Source organism: Rothia sp. (in: high G+C Gram-positive bacteria) (assembly GCF_030540545.1).
GTDB lineage: Bacteria > Actinomycetota > Actinomycetes > Actinomycetales > Micrococcaceae > Rothia.
The window spans coordinates 75850-98390 of record NZ_JAUNVZ010000003.1; the positions used below are offsets into that span (position 1 = coordinate 75850).

Genomic DNA, 22541 nt, shown 5'->3' on the forward strand with positions numbered 1-22541 from the left:
TATCAATGCAGGTACATAAGTACGATGTAGTGATCGTCGGCGCTGGCGGTGCGGGTATGCGCGCAGCCATTGAGGCCGGCCAGCGAGTACGCACCGCCGTGCTCACCAAGCTTTACCCCACCCGCTCCCACACCGGTGCAGCTCAGGGCGGCATGTGTGCCGCACTGGCAAACGTGGAAGAGGACAACTGGGAGTGGCACACCTTTGACACCGTCAAGGGTGGCGACTACCTGGTAGACCAGGACGCAGCAGAGATCATGGCTAAGGAAGCTATTGACGCTGTGCTGGACCTGGAAAAGATGGGTCTTCCCTTCAACCGTACCCCCGAGGGTCGTATTGACCAGCGTCGTTTCGGTGGCCACACCCGCGACCATGGTAAGGCAGCAGTGCGTCGCGCATGCTACGCAGCTGACCGTACCGGCCACATGATTCTGCAGACCCTGTACCAGAACTGCGTGAAGCACAACGTAGAGTTCTACAACGAATACTACGTGCTGGATCTGATCATGGTTACCGACGAGAACGGTAAGCGCCGTCCTGCAGGCGTTGTTTCCTATGACCTGGCAACCGGCGAAGTACACGTCTTCCAGGCAAAGTCCGTGATCTTCGCATCCGGCGGTACCGGCAAGATCTTCAAGACCACCTCCAACGCTCACACCCTCACCGGTGACGGCATGGCCATCGCACTGCGTGCGGGTCTGCCCCTGGAGGATATGGAATTCGTTCAGTTCCACCCGACCGGCCTGGCAGGCCTGGGTATTCTCGTGACCGAGGGTGCTCGTGGTGAAGGTGGTATTCTGCGTAACTCCAACGGTGAGCGCTTCATGGAGCGCTACGCACCCACCATTAAGGACCTTGCACCCCGCGATATCGTGGCACGTGCAATGGCAAATGAGGTGCGCGAGGGTCGCGGTTGCGGCCCCCACAAGGACTACGTCTACCTGGATCTGACTCACCTGGAGCCGGCACATATCGACGAGAAGCTGCCCGATATTACCGAGTTCGCTCGTACCTACCTGGCAGTGGAACCGCACCACCAGCCGATTCCGGTGTTCCCCACCGCGCACTACGCAATGGGCGGTATCCCCACCAATAACGAGACTGAGGTCTACATTAACGAGACCGAGACCGTCCCGGGTCTGTACGCAGCGGGCGAATGTGCATGTGTTTCTGTGCACGGCGCAAACCGCCTGGGTACCAACTCCCTGCTGGACATTAACGTCTTCGGTAAGCGCGCCGGTAAGGCAGCAGCTGCCTACGCACGCGACGCTGACTTCCTGCCTATCCCCGATGATGCAGCAGATCGCGTGAACGAAATGCTCAACAGCATCCGCGAGGGCAAGGGCACCGAAAAGGTGGGCGCAATCCGCGCCGAGCTGCAGCGCACCATGGACGCTGATATGCAGGTGTTCCGCACCGAAGAGACCATTAAGCGCGCGCTGAAGGTCATCGAGGAGCTCGAGGAGCGCTACAAGAACATTGCTATCCAGGATAAGGGCAAGCGCTTCAACCTGGATCTGCTGGAGGCAGTGGAGCTGGGCTTCCTGCTGCAGCTGGCAAAGGTCATGAGCGTTGGTGCACTGCACCGCAAGGAATCCCGCGGTGGTCACTACCGCGAGGACTTCCCCAAGCGCGATGACAAGAACTTCATGGAGCACTCCCTGGTTTACCTGGATGAGGACTCCGAATTTGAGGGCGTGAAGGGTCTGCGATTCTCCACCAAGCCCGTTGCCTACACCCGTTACGAGCCCAAGGAGCGTAAGTACTAAAATGGCTGAATACGAAATTCCGGAAGCGGAATCCGTCAAGCTTTTTGAAGGCATGGGCGGCGACGGTGCGGATTCCATCCCCACCTACAATGTGACTGTGCGCGTGCGCCGTTACAACCCCGAGTTCGATAAGGAAGCCTACTGGCAGGACTACGAACTGGAAATGTACCGCACCGACCGCGTGCTGGATGCCCTGCACAAGATCAAGTGGGAGCTGGACGGCTCGGTTTCCTTCCGCCGCTCCTGCGCACACGGTGTGTGTGGCTCCGACGCAATGCGTATTAACGGTCGTAACCGCCTGGCATGTAAGACCCTGCTGAAGGATCTGGACATGTCCAAGCCCATTACCGTTGAGCCGATTAAGGGTCTGCCCTGCGAGAAGGACCTGATCGTGGACATGGAACCCTTCTTCCAGGCATACCGCGAAATCATGCCCTTCTTCATCAACGACTCCAACGAGCCCGAGCGTGAGCGTCTGCAGAGCGCCGAGGACCGTGAGCGTTTCGATGACACCACCAAGTGCATCCTGTGTGCAGCGTGCACCTCCTCCTGCCCGGTGTTCTGGACCGACGGCCAGTACTTTGGCCCCTCGGCAATCGTGAACGCACACCGCTTCATCTTCGACTCTCGCGATGACGCCGGTGACCTGCGCCTGGAGATCCTCAACGATAAGGAAGGCGTGTGGCGCTGCCGCACCACCTTCAACTGCACCGAGGCTTGCCCCCGTGGTATTCAGATCACCAAGGCAATCGCCGAGGTCAAGCAGGCAATTCTGCAGCGTTCTCTCTAAGAGAGAGCTCATGGCTTGATAGCTTGAGGTTCAGGGGAGCCGATACTGATTCAGTATCGGCTCCCCTGGCGTTTAAACGCTGCGTTTAAACACCGTAAATATGACAGTTCATGACAAAGAACCGTCATATATGGCGCGGACGGTTCAGTCCGCGATGCACAGCGGTGCGAAACTATGCAAAGAAGCTCCCGGGCGGTATGCTCAAACTATGGTATTCGCAAACTCTCACTACGACCTTTCCAAGCCCGTATTTGACGACTGGGTGGAACGCATGATGCCGCAGCTAGTGGCGTTCCGCCGCGAGGTGCATCAAAACCCGGAGCTTTCCTTCCAGGAGCACCGCACCACCTCCCGCATTATGGAAAAGCTGACCGAGGCGGGTTTGCGCCCCATTGCCGCCGAGGGAACCGGCTGCTATGTGGATATTGGGTCCGGACCCATCGCTGCGGCGTTGCGCGCAGATATTGATGCGCTGCCTATTTCCGAGCAGACCGGCCTGGAGTACGCCTCCACCGTGCCGAATGTGATGCACGCCTGCGGCCACGATATTCACCAGACCGTGATGCTCGGTGTGGCTCTGGCTCTGCACGAGTTGAACGAACAGACCCCTCTGGGACGTACCGTACGTATTTTGTTCCAGCCCGCTGAGGAGCAGCTGCCCGGCGGTGCTGTGCAGATGATTCGTCAGGGTCTGCTGCAGGGTGTGCCGCGTGCCTTTGCCCTGCACTGCGATCCGAAGGTTTCGGTGGGTACTATCGGTACCCGTATTGGTGCTATTACCAGCGCGTCGGATACCGTCAAGATTCACCTCTCCGGTCACGGTGGCCATACCTCCCGCCCGCACCTGACCGAGGATTTGATTTACGCCATGAGTCAGATTGCCGTGCAGGTGCCGGCAGTGCTGACTCGCCGCACCGATGTGCGCAGCGGTGTGCTGGTCGCTTGGGGTCAGGTTAACGCCGGTGTGGCTCCCAACGCTATTCCCGCCCAGGGTTATTTGGCGGGTACCATGCGCTGCCTGGATGTTGAGGTGTGGAAGCAGGCGGGTCAGTTGCTGGATGAGGTTATTGAGCAGGTTGCTGTGCCCTTTGGTGTGACCGCCCGCGTTGAGCATATTCGCGGTGTGCCCCCGGTGGTGAACACTGATCTGGAAACCACTATGCTGGAGAATTCTGCGCGTGCCGAGCTGGGCGAGGATTCTATTGTGCTGGTGGAGCAGTCCATGGGTGGCGAGGATTTCGCCTGGATGCTTCAGGAAGTGCCCGGTTCCATGTTCCGCCTGGGTACCCGCGAGGAAAACGACCCCGTGTATGATCTGCACCAGGGCGATTATGCACCCAGTGAGCGCGCTATTGGCGTGGGTGTGCGCGTGATGGCGTCCACCGCTTTGCGCGCGGTGCGTTATGAATTGGCGAAGGCTGCTAAAGCGGCGAATCCTGCTCGAGATGAAGCGCGCTAAACTTTAAGAAGAGAGTTTATGTCGCGCGCCGTCTCACTCCGGCGTGCGCCCAACCCCTGTGGAGGATTCATGGGTATTTTTGGCTTTGGTAAGAAGAAACAAGAGGATCAGACTCCTCTGGATCCGCAGGCGCACAGCAGTGCTGTTGAGAGCGCTAGTGTTGAGGGTTCCAGTCTGAGCGATAAGGTCATGGAGCAACAGCAGTGGGAGGAGTCCCTGCGTCGTTTTGTGAAGGCTGAGGGTGAGCGCCACCACGGCTCCCACCCGGTGGAGGAGAAGGCAGCAGCTGGTGCGAGTGACCGTGAGTCTTTCTTTGAGGAATCTGCCGATAGCTCTGAGTCTGTGGCTGGTGAATCTGTAGAGACTGAGTCTGCATACGCCGAGGCAGTAGAAACTGAAGCAGTGGAGCCCGCTCAGGATTCTGAGGATAAGAGCGAGCAGGCTGAGAGCTCTGCGGAGGCTACCGCTGAGGATGCTATTGCCAAGATCAATAGTCTGCTCAGCTCCATGCATTCTTCCAATGCTGAGAATAAGACCAATAGCGAAGAAGACGAGCAGAAGGCTCAGGCTCTGCGCACAACCGAGCTGGACTTGGACACTCTGGCAGCTGAACGTAATGCTCGCCTGGGTATTTCTGAGGAGGAGCTTTCCGAGGCTGAAGACGCCGAGGAAGCACCTGCTGAAGAAGCACCCGCTGATATCGCACAGGCTCAAGAACCCGCTGCAGCGCAGCAGAGCGCTGTAGAGAGCGCCTCCGCTCCCCTCGAAGCTCCCGCAGCTAAGGAAGATGCGCTTATTGAAGACTCTGCCGCCTTTACTCAGGCAGCGGTATCGGCTGCTGAAGAGGCTGCAGAAGAGGACACTACTCCGACTCTTGCCGAGAGCGACCCGCTCTACCAGCTGCTGGTGCTCATGCGCTCCTACGGTCACGGTCAGCTGACCTTTGATTTGCGTCTGCTGGATTCTGATATGCATTACCGCCTGTACCACCGCGGTACCCAGACGGAGCAGGGTATTGTGCTGCCCGGTATTAAATTCTTTGAGCCGGTGGCTGCGCTGTACACTCGCGCTCAGCGTAGCAGCGAGCAGATTTGGAACCGTGCCCTGATTGTGGCGAGCCCGGATGCTCAGGGTCATGTTTCGGTTCAGGCGTCCTATATGTCTGCTGATGGTAGCGACCGTACTGAGAGCTTCATTTTCCCCGGTGAAGAGTCGGCTACTGAGGCTGCTCGTATTCAGGTGGAGAATGAGGAAGGTCCGCAGACCCGCCAGGCTCTGGGGCAGGCTGCTGTGGCTGCCGGTTTGGCTCCCGAGCCCTATCCTTTCGAGCATGATTACGATAGCGATTCGGGTACTGAGGGTCAGATTCTGCGCGCTGATTCTGCCCATGATGAGAGTGCCCCTGATGAGGCAGCTGAGCCTGTAGAGCTCGAAAAGAGCGAGTCTGTTCAGGCTCAGCCCGCTGCGCAGATTGAAGAGGCCGAAGAGACGCTTGATCCTGACGAAGCTGAAGATAGCACCGAGGCGGCTCTGGCGGCTATTATTGCCGGTGCCGATGCGCGCCTGGCTCATTCTGAAGAGAGCGCTGAAGAAACTTCTGCAGAATCTGAGGAAGAGACTGTTGAAGAAGCAGCTGAATCTGTAGATGTAGAGTCTGTCGCTGTCCCGGCGGAAGAAATTGAGTCTCTCGTGGCTGAAGTTTCCGAGTCCGAGAGCATTGATTCTCTGATTGTTAGTGAGCTGAGCGAGGATGATTTTGCCGCCGAGTACCCGGTGGAGGATCTGGGCGCTTCGGCTGAAGAAGAGACCCCGCTACTGAAGCTGGACGATATTACCACCCCCGTGGATGCTGAGGGTTCTGTGCGTGCGCCCGGTCTGGCTCAGGCGTCGGCTCAGCTGAGCCAGCTGACCGCTCCTGTTGAAGAGCCCGCTGTGGAAGAAGCTACTCAGAGCGATAGCGAGCTGGCTGCCGCCTATGGCGTGGAAGAACTGCCCGCATTCCTTGCCGATGAGTCCGCTGTAGAAGAAAGTGCAGCTGATGAGCCCGCTGCAGAAACTCCTGCAGAGACTGCACAGAGCGAGTCTTCCGAGAACGCTCATTCGCTTTTTGAGGATTTCTCCACCCCCGCTGCCTCCCTGGTAGATGGGGAAGAGGGCGCTAAGGATGCTCCCGCAGCCGACACGAGCGAAAAGACTGAAGAGAGCGAACCGGCTCTGCCCGCCTCCCTGGCTGATATTGCACCCGAGGAAGAAGAGGATCTGCTGCCTCCCATGCAGGCAAGCACCGAGGGTCTGCAGCTGGCTGTGGGCCTGAACGAAATGCCTCCGGCTGTTGCTGAGCCCGATACCCCGGCTCGTAGCGCTCAGGTGCCCGCGCCCTCGGATATTGAGCTGGCTGAGGGCAACCTGGTGCTCACCCAGGCGCAGGTGGCTCGTCACCTGGCTCCGGTGGCAGAGGCTCTCTTCGGCGAGCACGGCACCGCTAAGGACGCCACCGCGGTTCTAATTCGCGTGCGCGCCCTGGGCTCCTACTACGATGCCCTGACCCATGTGCGCCGCGGCGGTTTCTGGGAGCAGGTGCGTACCTTTGACCTGGTGCCCGAGGAGCTGCTGGATATTCCGGGTCTGAAGACTGCCTCCTATAGCGAAGGCGACGGTTCGCCCCTGGCAATGAGCTTTAGCTTCACTCCGGGCGTGCCGGTTCAGGCTCGTTTCGACTACTCCAATGAGCAGGCGTTTGTGAGCTACCCGCGTGCCCTGGAGGCTGAGCGTTCGGTGGAGGAGCTGCGTATGTTCCCGCGCCTGGGTGCAAAGATTCCTGTGCACATGGCTCAGGCTCTGGCTCATTGGAACCTCTAATCCTCTGGAGTAGTGAAGGACTATCATGACCGAATCCCTGCCTGTGGAACATCTTGCCGCTGACGCTGCTGGCGCTACCCACGCCGTGCCCGAGCATATTGACGCTATGGCTCGTGCTGCCGGTGATTCTTTCGCCGAGCTGGTGCGTATTATGGCGACCCTGCGAGCACCCGGCGGTTGCCCCTGGGATGCTGAGCAGAGCCACACCTCCCTCATGCGTTACCTGGTTGAGGAAGCCTATGAGGTTGTTGAAGCTGTCGAGGCACCCGAGGGCGTGAATCTACCCCTGCTGCGTGAGGAGCTGGGCGATGTGCTGCTGCAGGTGGTCTTTAATGCCGATATTGCATCTAGCGAGGCGGGCGGTTTTGATATTGTCCAAGTCATTGATGGCTTGAGTGCTAAGCTCAAAGACCGTCACCCGGATGTTTATGGCAGCGATGAGCAGCGCGCCAATGCGCCCAAGGACGCCAGTGACCAGCAGGCGCGCTGGGATGAGCTCAAGGCAGCGGAGAAATCCGAGCGCGGCCCGTTGGACGGTATTCCGCCTCATCTGCCGGCTTTGGCAATGGCGGAAAAGACCGTGACCAAGGCGAAGAAGGCGGGTATTACTCTGCCTCCCGAGCCGGTGTCTATGACCGATGATCTGCCCTCCATGCTGCGCGAGGAGGATTTCGGTGAGCTGCTCTTTACCCTGGTGTGCCGGGCAAAGCAGAACGGTCTGGATTCTGAGCGTGCTCTGCGCACCTATACCCGCCACTTTATTGAGCATTTTGGTCGTCCTCGACCGGGTGCCTCTGGCTTGGAGGACTAGATAATCTCTAGAGAGTTAGGGACATCGTTACCTGATAGATGGGTGCGATGTCCCTATCTTTTTCTCCTCTTTTTCGAGTCGACCGGTGTTTTTATAGGCGGGATTTTGCTAAAATTTGGGGTGTATAGGTTTGCTCTCTACCGCGGCGAAATGCGCGCTTAGAGAGCGCGAACCTGGCATTTATAAACCTCTTTCTAGGAGTATTTTCATGGCTGTTATTACCGCAGTACACGCCCGTCAGATTCTTGACTCCCGCGGCAACCCGACCGTTGAGGTTGAGGTTCTGCTCGAAGACGGCGCTTTTGCTCGCGCTGCTGTGCCCTCGGGCGCATCCACCGGTGAATGGGAGGCTGTTGAGCGTCGCGATGGCGACAAGTCCGTTTACCTAGGCAAGGGTGTGCTGGGCGCAGTCAAGTCTGTTATTGAGGAAATTGCTGAGGAACTGATCGGTATTGACGCAGCTGATCAGCGCACCGTTGACGCAACCATGATTAAGCTCGACGGCACCAACAACAAGGGCAAGTTGGGCGCTAACGCTATTCTGGGTGTTTCCCTGGCTGTGGCGAAGGCTGCTGCTGAATCCGCTGACCTGCCCCTGTACAAGTACCTGGGCGGCCCGAACGCTCACGTTCTGCCCGTTCCGATGATGAACATCCTCAACGGTGGTTCTCACGCAGATTCCAACGTTGATATCCAGGAATTCATGATCGCTCCGATCGGTTTCGAGTCCTTCTCTGAGGCTCTGCAGGCTGGCGTTGAGGTTTACCACGCTCTGAAGTCCGTGCTGCACGACCGTGGCCTGTCCACCGGCCTGGGTGACGAGGGCGGCTTCGCACCGAACCTGGAGTCCAACGCAGCTGCACTGGACCTGATTATTGAGGCAATCGAGAAGGCTGGCTACAAGCCCGGCGAGCAGGTTGCTCTGGCACTGGACGTGGCTTCCTCCGAGTTCTACAACGACGGCGCATACGACTTCGAGGGTCAGCGCAAGTCCGCTGAAGAGATGAGCGCATACTACGCTGATCTGGTTGCTAAGTACCCGCTGGTTTCCATTGAGGATCCGCTGGACGAGAACGACTGGGAGGGCTACAAGACCCTGACCGAGCAGATCGGTTCCAAGGTTCAGATCGTCGGTGACGACCTGTTCGTGACCAACCCCGAGCGTCTGGCTAAGGGTATTGAAGAGGGCGCTGCTAACGCTCTGCTGGTGAAGGTGAACCAGATTGGCTCCCTGACCGAGACCCTGGACGCTATGGAACTGGCTCAGCGTCACGAGTACCGTTGCATGGTTTCTCACCGTTCGGGCGAGACCGAGGACGTCACCATCTCTGACCTGGCTGTTGCTACCAACGCTGGCCAGATCAAGACCGGTGCACCGGCTCGTAGCGAGCGCGTGGCTAAGTACAACCAGCTGCTGCGCATTGAGGAAGAGCTGGGCGAGGCAGCTGTTTACGCTGGCAAGTCCGCTTTCCCCCGTTTCACCAAGTAATTCGGTGATACTCTAGCTAAGTATTAGCTTCTGTCGTGGGGTGGGTAGTGTGAACTACCCACCCCACCTTTTTATATCTGCCGGTATCCTAGGGTAGATATTGTGCTTAGAGTTCCCGGGCGTACACAGGCTATACGCTAAAATGGTGATAGCCGTGCCCGCAGGATAAGGAGAGATATGGTCCCGAAGAACCGTGAAAACCGGGTAGACTCTGCCTCCGATTCCCGCACCCGGGCAGATGAGAAAACTGCGGATAAAAACGCGCGCGAATCTGCGCCTTTTGCGCCCGTTGAATCCACGACAGGAACCCACGAGCCCGAAAAGAACGTATCCGTCTTTGAACGCGCCCGTGATCTTGCCCAGCGTTTCTGGGGTACTTCGGGGGCTGAGGAAGAAAGCGATATAGAGTCGGCAACCTTCTCCTGGCGTATGCTGGGTGCCCTGGTGCTGCTGGTGGTGCTCATTGGTTCCCTGTATCCGACCCTGCAGACCTTCTATCAGCAGGATCAGGAGCTTAAGAGTGTGACGAATAATGTGCAGCGTCTGACTAATGAGAATGCTCAGTTGCGCGCGGAGCAGACCTGGTGGGATGACGATAATTATGTGCGTCAGCAGGCGCGCAGCCGCCTTTTCTATATTTCTGCCGGCGATATTCCTCTGACGGTTACCGGTCTGGATGATTCTTCTTCTAAGGCGGATGCTTCTTCGGCTAATGGTCAGGATCAGCCGGAGGAATCCTGGACTACGCGCCTGTGGTCTTCCCTAGAACAATAGACACAGCCCCCTAAGACTTAGCCTGTACTCTCAGGCACTATCGGGCGTGTAGCCTGTATTCTCGATATACTTACATCACTGTGCGATTTAGCCCGTGAGGGCACGATATAAGAAAGCAAGCATGAGCAGCATTGAAGAATTGAAGTCCCGCACCCCCGGCGGGTATAACGTGAGCGTAGAGACCTTGGAGCCGACCGAGCAGGATATTCGGGTGCTCTCGGCGCAGCTGGGTCGTGCCGTGCGTGACGTGGTGGAGATCCCCGCGCGTTGCGTATGCGGTAACCCGCTGGTGGCGGCGACCGCGCCTCGCCTGTCCAATGGCACTCCGTTCCCGACTGTGTTTTACCTGGCGCACCCGGTAATTACTGCGGCTGCTTCCCGCCTGGAGGCGGGCGGTCTGATGTATCAGATGACCGATGAGCTTGCGGAAAACGAGGAACTGGCTCAAGCCTACCGTGCCGCTCATGAGAATTACCTGGCGGAGCGCGAGCGTATTCGCGCGATTGCTGGCGTGGATGAGGTACCCGAGATTGAGGGTATTTCCGCCGGCGGTATGCCCACCCGCGTCAAGTGCCTGCATGCTGTGATTGGTCACAGCCTCTCGGTAGGTCCGGGTGTGAACCCGATGGGTGATAAGGGTCTGGAGGCTATCGCCGAGTGGTGGACTGTCGATAAGTGCTCTTGCGACCCGGTGTGGCGCGAGGAAGCATAGTCGCCAGAGACTAAAACGTGAATAGATATGCGCCCGGTGGGGGAGAAAAGCTAACTTTTTCCTCCCACCGGGCGCATAATAGTATTCGGGGCAGCGCGCAGATACGCGCCCGGTTCCTGTGCCGGATATAGCCCCGCGGAGGGCTCAAGCCCCCTGGAAAGATTCAAGCGAAGGACTCATCATGCGTGTTGCTGCCATTGACTGTGGAACGAACTCTATCCGTCTGCTCATTGCCGAAGTCTATGAGGACAACGGTGCGCGCCGCCTGCGCGATATTGTGCGCGTTATGCGCATTGTGCGCCTGGGTGAGGGTATTGACGCCACCGGTGAGTTTGCTCCCGCCGCCCTGGAGCGCACTTTTGAGGCTGCGCGCGAGTACGCGGCGCTCATTGCTGAGCATAATGTACCCACCGAGGCTATTCGTTTTGTTGCCACCAGCGCCAGCCGCGATGCCCGCAATAAGCAGGTCTTTATTGACGGTATCCGTGACATTTTGGGTATTGACCTGGAAGTTATTAGCGGTGATGAGGAAGCCTCCCTTTCTTTTGCCGGGGCTTTGCTGGCGGTGGGCGCCGATGAGCGTGAAACCCTGGTCTTTGATTTGGGCGGTGGTTCCACCGAGTTTGTGCTGGGTACCGCAGCGGGTGTGCAGGTTTCTAAGAGTGTGAATATTGGGTGTGTTCGCCTGACTGAGCGTCTGATGCATCACGCCCCGGCTCTGGAGAGCGAGATTGCGGCTGTGCGCGCCGAGGCCGATGAGCGTATTGCCGAGGCTGCCGCTATTGTGCCTCTGGAGCGCGCGCAGCGTCTGGTGGCTGTGGCGGGTACGGCGACCACGGTTGCCGCTGCTGCTTTGGGTTTGGACTCTTATGATTCTGCGGCTATTAATGCTCAGTATTTCACGGTGGGTCAGGTGCAGGAAACCGCGAGCTGGTTGGCTGCGCTGGGCACGCAAGAGCGTAGCTCCCTGGGGTATATGCACCCGGGCCGTGTGGATGTGATCGGTACCGGTGCCACCATTTATGCGCGTATTGTTGAGCGTATTTCTGAACTAACCGGCGGTGTTGTTGAGGGTGTGACGGTGAGCGAGCACGATATTTTGGATGGTATTGCGCTGTCCATTGCTGAGCGTTTCTAAACTTTTGTGCGGGCTCCTGGAGCGTTCCTGGAGTCCGTGAACCGCACACCGTATAGAACAATCATTTTATATAGTGTGTGTCGTTGTATTCGCTGTAGAATCCAAGGATTATCTGTGAACTACTCACCCTCTACACATCTGTTCCCGCGCAAGGATCGCGGAAGTAATCGCACGCGCCTTGGCGCAGCTGCCCTCGCTCTGAGCTTGGGTACCTGCGCCGCGCTCGCACCCGCCCTGACCCAGCATGCGCATCTGCCGGCAGCTCACGCTGAACCCTCGGCGAGCCCGAGCGCATCCCTGCCGGTGGCAACCCCTTCGCCCACCATCAAGCAGGATCCCTCCCCGACCCCAGCACCCTCCAGCGCTGCGGCTAATACGGGACAGGGTGATGATTTGCGTCAGCGTGAGTATTGGCTGAGCGACTACGGTTTTAGTTCCCTGTGGGCGCAGAGCACCGGTAAGGGGGTGACTGTTGCGGTCATTGATACCGGCGTGGATGGCACCCATCAGGATCTGCAGGGTAATGTGCTTGAGGGCTATGATGCCTCCGGTATTGGTGATTCGCGCGGTTGGAAGGGACTGGGTTCTGAACCCATGCACGGTACGGAGGTGGCGTCTCTGATTGCAGGTCACGGTCACGCCGATTCTGCCTATTCTTCGATTCCCGGTCAGCCGGGTCACCCGGCGGGTGTTATTGGTGTGGCGCCCGAGGCGAAGATTCTGCCTATTTCCCTGAATATGGGTGCTACGGGCGGTAAGAGTATTGATGAGCAGATCCCTTCTGCGGTGCGCTACGCGGTGGATCACGGGGCGCAGATTATTAACCTTTCGGTGGGTTCAAATAAGACCTCCTGGCCCGCTAGCTGGGATGAAGCTTTTGTTTACGCCGAAGAAAAGGGCGTGCTGGTTATTGCCGCCGCGGGTAATCGCGGTAGCGGTCTGACTCAGGTGGGTGCGCCCGCGACCATTCCGGGCGTGCTGACCGTGGGTGGTGTGGATCGTCAGCGGAAGGATTCTTGGGATTCCTCCTCTCAGGGTATTTCCATTGCGGTCGCGGCTCCCAGTGATAATTTGGTGGGTGCAGCCCCGGGCAACCAGTACTTTATTTGGTCGGGCTCTTCTGCGGCGACGCCCCTGGTATCCGGGCTGGCGGCGCTGATTAAATCCCGCTACCCGCAGCTTAGCGCCGCGCAGATTGCTCAGCGCATTATTTCTAGCGCCGATGATGCCGGCTCTGCCGGGCGTGACCCGCTTTATGGTTACGGCATTATTAATCCTCGCGCGGCGATGGCTGCTTCCACGCCCAGTGATGCGACCAAGAATCCTCTGGGTTCTATGAAGGAGTGGGTGGCTATTCACCGCAAGCAGGCTTTGCCTAGCGCTTCGCCTTCGGATGAGGCTCCGGTGCATGAGCGCGGTGAGAATATTGCTAAGGTTGCTGCTCCCTCTCCGGTGCGCCCGGCTGAGGATGCGGGTGTGATTCCGCCTCTGCTGGTGGGTTCTTTGGTGGTGCTGGTGGGTATTGCTACCGCCGGTACGATTGGGCGTCTGAATAGGCTGTATCGTCACCGTCACGGAAAGTATCCGGGCTATCCGCGATCATAAACGGCGTGATAGAAATAGGGTGTTTCTGACCTAAAAGAAAGGGTAAGAAACACCCTATTTTCACTTTGAGTCCTAGAGCACCTAAACTCGCTCATTGAAAGCCGTTCACCTGCAGAAAGCCCGAAATTTCTAGTCCTTTTGCGCCTCTTTAAGTACATTTTCTAAGCATTAGAGGCGTAAAATATTTAACAAAGGTATATGCGCGCTCCCCGCCCATATCATCTCTAGCCGTGCACGCGAGCCGAAGAATCTTAGCCCGCGAGTTAGCTTAGAGCGGTCGGGGGATACACACACCGGCACCTAGAAGGAACTCAACCGACGGGTGCGGTAGCTAAGCGCGCCATACACGTGCGTCGTGCCGCTTGGGCGCGGCACTCTAGCTGAGGAAGACATTATGGCATTTTCTAACATGGTACAGGATCGCCCCCGCATCCTGATCGTCGGTGGCGGCTACGTAGGCTTCACCGTTGCAAAGAAGATTCAGAAGGCAATCAAGGAAACCGGTGGCGTTGTCACCATCGTTGAGCCCAACCCCTACATGACCTACCAGCCCTTCCTACCCGAGGTCGCTGCAGGCTCCATGGAAGGCCGTAACGCAACCGTGCCGCTGCGCCAGCACCTGCGCGACACCGAGATCATCTCCGGTCGCGTGACCAGCGTAAACCACGCAGCACGCACCGCAGTTGTTGAGCCCATCGACAACGGCGAGCCCTTCGAGCTCAAGTACGACGAGATCGTCCTGGGCGCAGGCGCTGTGACCCGCGCATTCCCCATCCCCGGCCTGGCAGACTTCGCTATCGGTATGAAGAGCATCGAAGAGGCAGTCTCCGTGCGTAACTGGGTACTGGAGCGCATTGAAGCAGCATCCCTGATGACCGATCTGGACGAGCGCCGCCGCGCCCTGACCTTCGTGATCGTTGGTGGCGGTTTCGCTGGTGTTGAGACCATCTCCGAACTGGAAGATATGGCTCGCGAGGCAGTAAACCGTAACGGCTTCCTCTCCCCGGCAGACCTGCGCTTCGTTATGATCGAGGCTGCACCGCGCATCATGCCCGAGGTTCCGGCAGAGCGCGCAGAGATGGTTGTTGCAGAGCTGCGTGCACGCGGCATTGAGATCCTGCTGAACACCTCTCTGTCCGATGCAACCGACGGCAACCTGCAGCTGATCAACATGGCTGATAAGTCCCCTGCAGGTGAGATCGACACCGACACCCTGATCTGGACCGCTGGTGTGGCTGCATCCCCCATGCTCAAGAACACCGACTTCCCGATTGACGAGCGTGGCCGCGTGCGCGTATCTGCAGACCTGCGCGTTACCGGTGACGAGGGCGTTATTGAGGGCGCATGGGCAGCAGGCGATAACGCTGCTGTTCCCGACCTGTCCGGCGGTGGCGTGGGCGGCTTCTGCGTGCCCAACGCACAGCATGCATCTCGTCAGGCACTGGTTCTGGCTAAGAACATCCTGGCTTCTCGCCGCGGCGAGGCACTGACCGACTACTACCACGAGACCATCGGTGTTGTGGCAGGTCTGGGTCTGTGGAAGGGCGTTGCTAACTTCAAGGGTAAGACCCTGGGCGGCCCGCTGGCATGGATTATGCACCGCGGCTACCACGGCACCGCAATCCCCACCGCTGAGCGTACCGTTCGCGTGATGGCTACCTGGGCACTGAACCAGGTATTCGGCCGCGACACCACCCCTCTGCGCCACCAGCGCTCCCCGCGCCTGGCATTCCAGAAGGCAACCGGTACCGCTCCTGAGGCTAAGAAGCCCAAGCTCTAAATCACTTCACGTCTCATATAGGCTGATAGTGTGATGGCACGCGCCGCGTTCGTGATGGACGCGGCGCGTGTCTTATAATATAAGAGTTCATCGTGTTACTGTGGTTGGTTGCGCGGTGGATGCCCCCGTAGCCCAATTGGCAGAGGCAGAGGACTTAAAATCCTTGTGTTGTGGGTTCGAGTCCCACCGGGGGCACTTTATATACCCCTCTAGACCATCACATGTCAGTTTCTATGACATGTGATGGTTTTTGTTTTCGGTTGTCTTCCTCATTCCACGCGGGCTAATAGCGTGCGCGAATGCCTTTTCCTCGTACCGCGACCCACCTCGAAAACTCTAGCCTCAGAAACTCAACTTCTAACATATGCTCTACCTCAGTAGTGTCTTAGAATTAAGTGAACACATTGACTGAAAGGAATACTCCATGAGCATTCACCTGCCGCACCGTACTCGCCTGATTGCCGCCGATATGGACGGAACCTTCCTGAACGACGCGAAGACTTTCGACCGTGAGCGTTTTTCGGCTCAGTTGGAGCAGCTGGATGAACTGGGTATTCGTTTTGTGGTTGCTAGCGGTAATACCTACACGAAGCTGCTGCAATATATGGAGGGTTTTGAGAATCGTAACCTGATTTATGTTGCGGAAAATGGTGCGTATTTGGCGGATGATTCGGGTCAGTTGGCGGTGCATCCTTTTGAACCGGACTCTGTGCCGCGCGTCTATGAGGTGCTGGATTCTCTGCCGCAGATCGGTGCATTGATTTGCACTACTGAGGGTGTGTTTATGCCCGTTGATCGCGAAGAAACCGTAGTAAACATTATTAAAGACTATTTCCTCAGCCAGGACACCCCGGTGCCCGCAGGTATGACCGCCTACGATTTTGTGAGCATTTTTTATCCGGGTACTCAGATGATTGACTCGTACGATCAGGTGCACGGTGCGCCGATTAAGTTCCCCCTGCAGACTCTGCGTGAGGATACCTATCCGATTCTGGAGATTTTGCAGCGCGATCTGCCTGCGAGTGTAACTGCTATGGCCAGTGGTTTTGGCGCTATTGACCTAGTACGTACGGGTGCTAATAAGGGTACCGGTTTGCTGGATTTGAGTGAGCGTTTGAATATTGCGCCGGAGTCTATGGTGGCCTTTGGTGATGGTGAGAATGATATTGAAATGCTCAAGGTTGCCGGTACGGGTGTTGCGATGGGTCATGCGCCGCAGTCTCTGCGTGAGCATGCTCAGCTGGTGATTGGTTCGCCCAATGATGGTGCTGTGCTTGACGCTATTGACGAAATTATTACGGTTGAACGCGCGCGTGGGCTCTAATACACGTACAATAGCTTCTAATATGCCTGAACTCTATCTATTGTTTGGGTTAGTTTTCGAGTGTGAGGTGTGATGATGGCGGGTAACCCCCTTATCAATTCCACGGTGAAGAAGAACCGTTTTGGTCGTTTTGGTGCTCAGGGCGCCGGTTCTGCTCAGCCTCAGGGCCAGCAGGTTCCCGGTTTCTTTGGCCAGGGTACCTATGGCGCGCAGGGTGCGCAGTTCGCGCATCAGGCCCAGCCCGGTTATGCACAGGGCGGTTATGCACAGCCCGGTTATGAGCAGTATGCTCCGGTTAATCAGGGTGTCATTGGCGAGCGCGCCACCATGGATGACGTAATCATGAAGACCGGTTTGACCCTGGCTATGGTTGTGCTCGGCGCAGCGGTGAGCTGGTACATGCCGATCCTGATGTATGTTGGTCTCCTGGCTGGCCTGATCCTGGGTATTGTCAATGCGGTGAAGGCTAAGCCCGTTCCGGCTCTGGTGCTTCTGTACGGTGTGGCTGAGGGCCTGTTCCTGGGCGGTTTTTCGGGTCTGGTGAACCAGCGTTACCCCGGTATTGCTCTGCAGGCTGTGCTGGCAACCGTGGCTGTGTTTGCTGTTATGCTGTTCCTTTTTGCTAATGGCAAGGTGCGTGCAACCCCGAAGCTGAATAAGATTTTCTTTGCGGCTACCCTGGGTCTGCTGGGCTACTACCTGCTGTCCATGGGTGTTGGTCTATTCACCGGTTCGTCCTTCAACTCCTTCATTCTGCCCGGTACTAACCTTCCGTTGGGTCTGATTGTTGGCCTGCTGGGCATTGCTTTGGCAACCTATTCGCTGGTGATTGACTTTACCACCACCGCAGAGGCTGTTGAGGCTGGCGTGCCGCAGGTTGAGTCGTGGCGTCTGGCATATGCTCTGACTGCTTCGCTGGTCTGGCTGTATGTTGAGATCCTGCGCGTGCTCATGTACCTGTACTCCATGTTCTCTAATGACTAGTAGCCAGTAGTACGTAGCGTAGCTATAGATGAAGGGGCGTTTCTTTCCGATAGGGCAGAGACGCCCCTTTGCTGTATCCTCTGCCCTGCGATGAGCCTCGGTGCGAGCACGGTTCTTATGCTTTGAGCACGGGCGCGATATACTGAAAATCTAGTATTTGACCCGGAAGGAACCATGCCTGAATTCCGCACCCCGCGCCCTGCCAAGGGTAGCAGCGCATCCGCAGTAGATAATGCAACGGACGGCGACCACAGCGCCCTGATGGACGGCGCAATCCCTTACGCCCTGCGCGTGGCGGCGGGCTGGTCCTGGCGCCTGGTCGCTATTGCCGCAGCCCTGTGGGTGCTCGGCAAAGCCATTGCGCCCTTATCCCTGCTGCTGATTTCTGTACTGGTGGCGGCACTGCTGGCGGCTCTGCTCTCCCCGAGCGTAATGACTCTGCGTAAGCGCGGTGTGCGTGCTGCCGGTGCTGCTGCTATTGCCGAGATTGGCATGGTGCTGATTGTGGTGGGTCTGCTGGCTCTGACCGGTCAGCAGCTCATCCGCGGATTCGCGGCGCTGACCGACAAAGCCATCCAGGGCTACTATGAGGTGACACGCCTGCTGCACGAGCAGGGTCTGGATTTCACCTCTGAGCAGATGAACGAACTCATGGCGCATGTGCAAACCGCCATAACCGACAACCCCAATGCGGTGCTCTCGCGTGTCTCGGCTGCGGGTTCTTTTGCCGCCGAGGCGGGTACCGGCGCCCTGCTGACCCTCTTCGCGCTCTTCTTCTTTTTGATGGAGGGCGAGAACATTTGGCTCTTTATGGTGCGTCTCTTCCCGCGTGCAGCTCAGCAGGCTGTTAACGGTGCGGGTCGTGCCGGCTGGAAGTCCCTGGGCGCCTATGTGCGCGTGCAGATTCTCGTAGCTGCTATCGACGCCGTAGGTATCGGTCTGGGCGCCGCGATTCTGGGTGTGCCCCTGGCAATCCCCCTGGGTGTGCTGGTCTTCCTCGGTTCCTTTGTCCCGGTGATCGGTGCGCTCTTCTCCGGTGCCGTGGCGGTGCTGCTGGCACTGGTTGCCCTGGGCCCGGTGCAGGCGCTGATCATGCTCGGTATTGTACTGCTGGTTCAACAGCTCGAATCTAATATTCTGCAGCCTTTTATTATGGGCAAGGCGGTTTCCCTGCACCCGCTGGCTGTGATTCTGGCGGTTGCTGCCGGTTCCATTCTCTTCGGTGCTGCCGGTGCGCTCTTTGCTGTTCCGGCACTTGCCCTGAGTAATACTGTGGTGCGCTATTTGGCAACTCGCGCCTGGGAGAACGATACCGAGAATCGTATTGAGCCTTTAGAGTTTGCCCATGAGAAGCGCCGCCGTGAGCGCGCCGAAGCAAAGGCGGCTGAGCGTGCTGCGCGTCTGGCTGCTCGTACCGAGGCTCTGCTGCATTCTCATCAGGAGAATCAGCAGGATAGCCGGCAGGGCAGTAACCGACCGGATAATCCTGCACAAAGCCCGGCCGCTGACAGCGCACCCGATAGTGCGCCCGAAAGCCCGAGCGAAAGCAGCGCGCTCTAAATCGCACAGCACCCGCCTGCGGGTAGAATAGACATAAGTCTTCACATACACCACAAAGAGAGTATTCAATGAGTTTGGAAACCCTGCCGGTTCACCTTAACGACATCGAAGCCGCCGCACAGCTGCTTAACGGAATCACCGAATACACCCCCATGGCGCACTCCCGCGCCCTCAGCCAGCAGATCGGCTCGGAAGTCTACCTCAAATGCGAGAATCTGCAGCGCTCCGGCTCCTTCAAAGCACGCGGGGCGTACGTGCGCATGGCAAAGCTCACCGATGAAGAAAAAGCACGTGGCGTGGTCGCAGCCTCCGCAGGTAACCACGCCCAGGGTGTAGCGCTCGCTGCCTCCAAGCTCGGCATTAAAGCACGTATCTACATGCCCCTGGGTGCCGCACTGCCCAAAATCACCGCGACCCGCGACCACGGCGCAGAAGTAGAACTGCACGGCGAAACCGTGGACGAGGCACTGACCGAAGCCAAGAAGTACGCGCAGGAAACCGGTGCGGTCTTTGTACACCCCTTCGACAATGAAGATATTATTGCCGGTCAGGGCACCATCGGCCTGGAAATCCTGGAGCAGGTGCCCGATGTAGACACCATTATTACCGGTGTGGGTGGCGGCGGTCTGCTCGCAGGTATTGCCGCAGCAGTACGCGCTAAAGAAGCGGAACTCGGCAAGAAAATCCGCATTATTGGTGTGCAGGCTGAACACGCGGCAGCATACCCGCCCTCTCTCGCAGCCGACGCTCTCGTGCCGCTGAAGAAGGTCTCCACCATCGCTGACGGTATTGCTGTGGGTCGTCCCGGTCAGCTGCCCTTCTCCATTATTAAGGAACTGGTGGACGATGTGGCAACCGTGAGCGAAGACGATATTGCTCGCGCGCTGATTTTCCTCATGGAACGCAATAAGCTGGTCGTTGAGCCCGCAGGTTCTGTTTCCGTGGCGGCGCTCATGAACGGCAAGCTGCTCAAGGACTACGGCAACCTGGGCAATGTGGTGTGCGTGCTGTCGGGCGGTAATATTGACCCGATGCTCATGCTCAAAGTGATTCAGCGCGGTCTGTCCGCTGCCGGCCGATTCATGACTATCCGCATGATGCTCTCCGACCGACCCGGTGAGCTGGCGTTGATTTCTAAGGTCATTGCTGATAATGACGCGAATGTGACCGGTGTGGACCACACCCGTGTGGGCGGTTCGCTCTCCATGGGCGATGTGTCCATTACGATCGATATGGAAACAAAGGGCGAAGAGCATTGCCGTCAGGTGATTCGGGCTTTGGAGGCTGAGGGTTTCCGCCCCATTGTTGTTCAGGGCTAGCGCCTGAGCTATACACTGTATGGTTGCGTTTGGGAGTACGGAGGCGAGGGTAGAGAGCCCGCTTTAGCTCAGACAATGCCAAACCCCGCGCTATCTGATGACATTCTGAATGTTGTTGGGTGCGCGGGGTTTGTCATAGCTCGCGAGTTGCGGACCTCCACTCTCGCCTCTGTGCTTGCGTTCCCACGGTGGCTGGGTGGGAGTGCCGCACGTCCCCGAGGAGGTTACGAATGGGGTTTTCGACGGTGCCGGCTTCGCACGCGTGTCCCGTCGTTCTTGCCCCAGCCTCGGGGTGGTTCCGTTCCAAAGATTTCTTCTGTTTTCTTTTTCCAGGTAAGCAAAACACCCGCATGGGATGAGCCTCTTACCTGCTCTGAAGAGGCTCATCCAATACGAGCGTTCTAAGTATATGAATCAGCCTATTAATGCTGAGCGAAGTGTACGGGCAGCCACTTGACCTGATCCCACGGGAATGCAGAACCAGTAAAGCGAATAGCGCTATCCATAACCTTCTTCACCGCAGGATCAGCCTCGTAGACATTCAGACCACGACGAGCGTAGGATGCGTAACTTAGGGGCGATTCAAGGTTGAACGCATTATTGAAGGCATTACGGTCACAAATCATGAAACCGTATTCCTTCATTGCGACCAGAATCATACGCTTGAGCTGATCATTTGCCTGGTTGGTGGACTTCAAATAGGCATCTACATTAAAGGAAGCCGGCAGGAAGCCACGTTGGCCGGCACGAGGCGCATTTGCCACGACATGATGTCCATCGCTACCCTTCGCGGGGAAAGAAGCAAGATTCGTATAATCGGCAGCGGTGATAGAAACCACGTGATTAATACGGCCTGCACGAATTTCATCCACGCCAATCTGGGTGAGCTCATTAGCCATGCCAACCACGGAGGAAGTACCGTTTTTCAACGTGAGCCAGTAATTAGCCGCACCAACACCATTGAAATCACGGTTGGCGATCATATAACCAGCAGACGAAACACGATAGACAGCCGGGTAATCAACGGCTACCTTCAGCTCCACCAGCTTGTTCGCATGGGCAGTAGACGCCTTAAAAGTGATCTGACCTGTCGAAGCGTCGATGGTAGCGGCGCCGCCGGCATTATCTATCAGACGGAACTTAGCACCGCGGCTAATAGGGTACTGCGCATTGGCATCGTGTTTATTGGAAGCATTCATATCCACGCTGATGGGGGAAAGGCTGGTGCTCTGACCCACCTGAACCTGCGGGACCTGAGAATAGAAAATCTTGGAAATAGCAGGTGCTTGGGCTGACGCATTACCCACGCGGATACGCGCTACAGAAGTATAGGTGGTAGCTGCAGAATCCTGCAGGAACATGAACAGGGAACGCCAAATACCGGTTGCTTTATCGTATACGGCGATTGAGTAATCCTTACCGCGTCGAGGCATATCCAGGAACCACTTAGGTACCGGAACTGCACCGGTAACCATACGGCGATTTATATCGTTTGCGTTGACTAGGTTGTCACGGCTAACAATTTCTACGTAGTGCTGATGGGGGTTAGAAGAATCAACACTGAGTGCAGGGATATTATCATGAGCACCTACGCGTACATTACCCACTTGGCCTGCGTTAAAGGAGGTATGCCATACGGGGTGCGCTTTAGCGGTTAGCTCCTTGCTGAGCGCGGCGCTATTGGGCTGTACGGGTTCATGACCGGTAATGCGCTGAGTGGCAAAAGTGCCATTAATCAGGCGACCGTTGAGAGGGGAAATATTCTCGATTGCTTCCAGATGAGCAGGCGTGAGAGAACGATTAATCGGGGCGAGCAGAGTAATACTCTTTGCCTGGGGATCAGCGTTCCAGTAGCAATGCTGAGCGGTAGTGACAGCGCCATTAAGAGGAACGGAACGACCGTTGACTGTAATGCATGCGGGTGTAGCGATAGCGCTAGGTTGAAGGGTCGCAATACCTGCTGCCGCAATACCGGAAGAGAGGAAGAGACGGCGATTGAACTTCATTCTTCTCCAATACATAGAATGGGTAGATGAAGTTGAGAGAATACGGGGAGCCTTAGTAGTAAGGCACAACTAGTATACATGCTGTCACTTAGGGAAAGGCAAGAGGTCTCATCTCTAGTGTGGTGTGGTATAGGAAGGACGAGACACTGAGTATACTTTCGC

Annotated in this window: 16 protein-coding genes and 1 tRNA gene; 16 read left to right on the top strand and 1 reads right to left on the bottom strand. The window is 57.2% G+C overall.

Annotation, left to right across the window (positions count from 1 at the left end):
* Positions 1 to 5 precede the first annotated feature (5 nt).
* The 16 genes from sdhA to ilvA all read left to right on the top strand — a co-directional run bounded on the left by sdhA (position 6) and on the right by ilvA (position 20373).
* Complete coding sequence (gene sdhA / locus Q4P78_RS03465; protein WP_303338925.1) at positions 6 to 1769, top strand: succinate dehydrogenase flavoprotein subunit; 1764 nt, start codon at positions 6 to 8, stop codon at positions 1767 to 1769.
* Between the two features lies 1 nt (position 1770).
* Positions 1771 to 2559: a succinate dehydrogenase iron-sulfur subunit gene (locus Q4P78_RS03470; RefSeq protein ID WP_303338926.1), complete on the top strand. Its 789-nt coding sequence runs from the start codon at positions 1771 to 1773 to the stop codon at positions 2557 to 2559.
* Positions 2560 to 2767: 208 nt separating this feature from the next.
* Positions 2768 to 4018, top strand: coding sequence for an amidohydrolase (locus Q4P78_RS03475; RefSeq protein WP_303338927.1), 1251 nt, complete (start codon positions 2768 to 2770; stop codon positions 4016 to 4018).
* A 69-nt stretch (positions 4019 to 4087) separates the two neighbouring features.
* Positions 4088 to 6877, top strand: coding sequence for a hypothetical protein (locus Q4P78_RS03480; RefSeq protein ID WP_303338928.1), 2790 nt, complete (start codon positions 4088 to 4090; stop codon positions 6875 to 6877).
* Positions 6878 to 6983: 106 nt separating this feature from the next.
* Entirely contained in the window at positions 6984 to 7688 is a 705-nt protein-coding gene (locus Q4P78_RS03485) for a MazG nucleotide pyrophosphohydrolase domain-containing protein (protein ID WP_303339098.1), read from the top strand.
* A gap of 208 nt (positions 7689 to 7896) precedes the next feature.
* On the top strand, positions 7897 to 9177 hold the full coding sequence (gene eno, locus Q4P78_RS03490; protein ID WP_303338929.1) for a phosphopyruvate hydratase: 1281 nt from the start codon (positions 7897 to 7899) through the stop codon (positions 9175 to 9177).
* A gap of 177 nt (positions 9178 to 9354) precedes the next feature.
* The gene (locus tag Q4P78_RS03495; RefSeq protein WP_303338930.1) at positions 9355 to 9951 is read left to right on the top strand and encodes a septum formation initiator family protein; all 597 of its coding nucleotides are present in this window, start codon (positions 9355 to 9357) and stop codon (positions 9949 to 9951) included.
* A gap of 121 nt (positions 9952 to 10072) precedes the next feature.
* Positions 10073 to 10663 carry a DUF501 domain-containing protein gene (locus tag Q4P78_RS03500; RefSeq protein WP_303338931.1) on the top strand — a complete coding sequence of 197 codons (591 nt, stop codon included), beginning with the start codon at positions 10073 to 10075 and terminating at the stop codon, positions 10661 to 10663.
* A gap of 181 nt (positions 10664 to 10844) precedes the next feature.
* The gene (locus Q4P78_RS03505; protein ID WP_303338932.1) at positions 10845 to 11801 is read left to right on the top strand and encodes an exopolyphosphatase; all 957 of its coding nucleotides are present in this window, start codon (positions 10845 to 10847) and stop codon (positions 11799 to 11801) included.
* 114 nt (positions 11802 to 11915) lie between these two features.
* Positions 11916 to 13406: a S8 family serine peptidase gene (locus tag Q4P78_RS03510; RefSeq protein WP_303338933.1), complete on the top strand. Its 1491-nt coding sequence runs from the start codon at positions 11916 to 11918 to the stop codon at positions 13404 to 13406.
* A gap of 394 nt (positions 13407 to 13800) precedes the next feature.
* Entirely contained in the window at positions 13801 to 15186 is a 1386-nt protein-coding gene (locus tag Q4P78_RS03515) for an NAD(P)/FAD-dependent oxidoreductase (RefSeq protein WP_303338934.1), read from the top strand.
* Positions 15187 to 15307: 121 nt separating this feature from the next.
* Positions 15308 to 15381 (top strand) — tRNA-Leu (locus Q4P78_RS03520).
* 229 nt (positions 15382 to 15610) lie between these two features.
* Entirely contained in the window at positions 15611 to 16510 is a 900-nt protein-coding gene (locus Q4P78_RS03525) for a Cof-type HAD-IIB family hydrolase (protein ID WP_303338935.1), read from the top strand.
* Between the two features lie 75 nt (positions 16511 to 16585).
* A complete protein-coding gene (locus Q4P78_RS03530) occupies positions 16586 to 17494 on the top strand; it encodes a Bax inhibitor-1/YccA family protein (protein WP_303338936.1) in 909 nt (302 codons plus the stop codon).
* 174 nt (positions 17495 to 17668) lie between these two features.
* On the top strand, positions 17669 to 19054 hold the full coding sequence (locus tag Q4P78_RS03535; RefSeq protein ID WP_368660892.1) for an AI-2E family transporter: 1386 nt from the start codon (positions 17669 to 17671) through the stop codon (positions 19052 to 19054).
* 68 nt (positions 19055 to 19122) lie between these two features.
* Complete coding sequence (ilvA, locus tag Q4P78_RS03540; RefSeq protein WP_303338937.1) at positions 19123 to 20373, top strand: threonine ammonia-lyase; 1251 nt, start codon at positions 19123 to 19125, stop codon at positions 20371 to 20373.
* A gap of 422 nt (positions 20374 to 20795) precedes the next feature.
* On the opposite strand, the gene Q4P78_RS03545 is transcribed toward ilvA, so the two are convergent.
* Entirely contained in the window at positions 20796 to 22379 is a 1584-nt protein-coding gene (locus tag Q4P78_RS03545; RefSeq protein ID WP_303338938.1) for a hypothetical protein, read from the bottom strand.
* Positions 22380 to 22541 lie beyond the last annotated feature (162 nt).

Coding starts and splice junctions, on each gene's coding strand:
- sdhA (WP_303338925.1), top strand. CDS start 6: ATGCAGGTACATAAGTACGATGTAGTGATCGTCGGCGCTGGCGGTGCG.
- Q4P78_RS03470 (WP_303338926.1), top strand. CDS start 1,771: ATGGCTGAATACGAAATTCCGGAAGCGGAATCCGTCAAGCTTTTTGAA.
- Q4P78_RS03475 (WP_303338927.1), top strand. CDS start 2,768: ATGGTATTCGCAAACTCTCACTACGACCTTTCCAAGCCCGTATTTGAC.
- Q4P78_RS03480 (WP_303338928.1), top strand. CDS start 4,088: ATGGGTATTTTTGGCTTTGGTAAGAAGAAACAAGAGGATCAGACTCCT.
- Q4P78_RS03485 (WP_303339098.1), top strand. CDS start 6,984: ATGGCTCGTGCTGCCGGTGATTCTTTCGCCGAGCTGGTGCGTATTATG.
- eno (WP_303338929.1), top strand. CDS start 7,897: ATGGCTGTTATTACCGCAGTACACGCCCGTCAGATTCTTGACTCCCGC.
- Q4P78_RS03495 (WP_303338930.1), top strand. CDS start 9,355: ATGGTCCCGAAGAACCGTGAAAACCGGGTAGACTCTGCCTCCGATTCC.
- Q4P78_RS03500 (WP_303338931.1), top strand. CDS start 10,073: ATGAGCAGCATTGAAGAATTGAAGTCCCGCACCCCCGGCGGGTATAAC.
- Q4P78_RS03505 (WP_303338932.1), top strand. CDS start 10,845: ATGCGTGTTGCTGCCATTGACTGTGGAACGAACTCTATCCGTCTGCTC.
- Q4P78_RS03515 (WP_303338934.1), top strand. CDS start 13,801: ATGGCATTTTCTAACATGGTACAGGATCGCCCCCGCATCCTGATCGTC.
- Q4P78_RS03525 (WP_303338935.1), top strand. CDS start 15,611: ATGAGCATTCACCTGCCGCACCGTACTCGCCTGATTGCCGCCGATATG.
- Q4P78_RS03530 (WP_303338936.1), top strand. CDS start 16,586: ATGGCGGGTAACCCCCTTATCAATTCCACGGTGAAGAAGAACCGTTTT.
- Q4P78_RS03535 (WP_368660892.1), top strand. CDS start 17,669: ATGCCTGAATTCCGCACCCCGCGCCCTGCCAAGGGTAGCAGCGCATCC.
- ilvA (WP_303338937.1), top strand. CDS start 19,123: ATGAGTTTGGAAACCCTGCCGGTTCACCTTAACGACATCGAAGCCGCC.
- Q4P78_RS03545 (WP_303338938.1), bottom strand. CDS start 22,379: ATGAAGTTCAATCGCCGTCTCTTCCTCTCTTCCGGTATTGCGGCAGCA.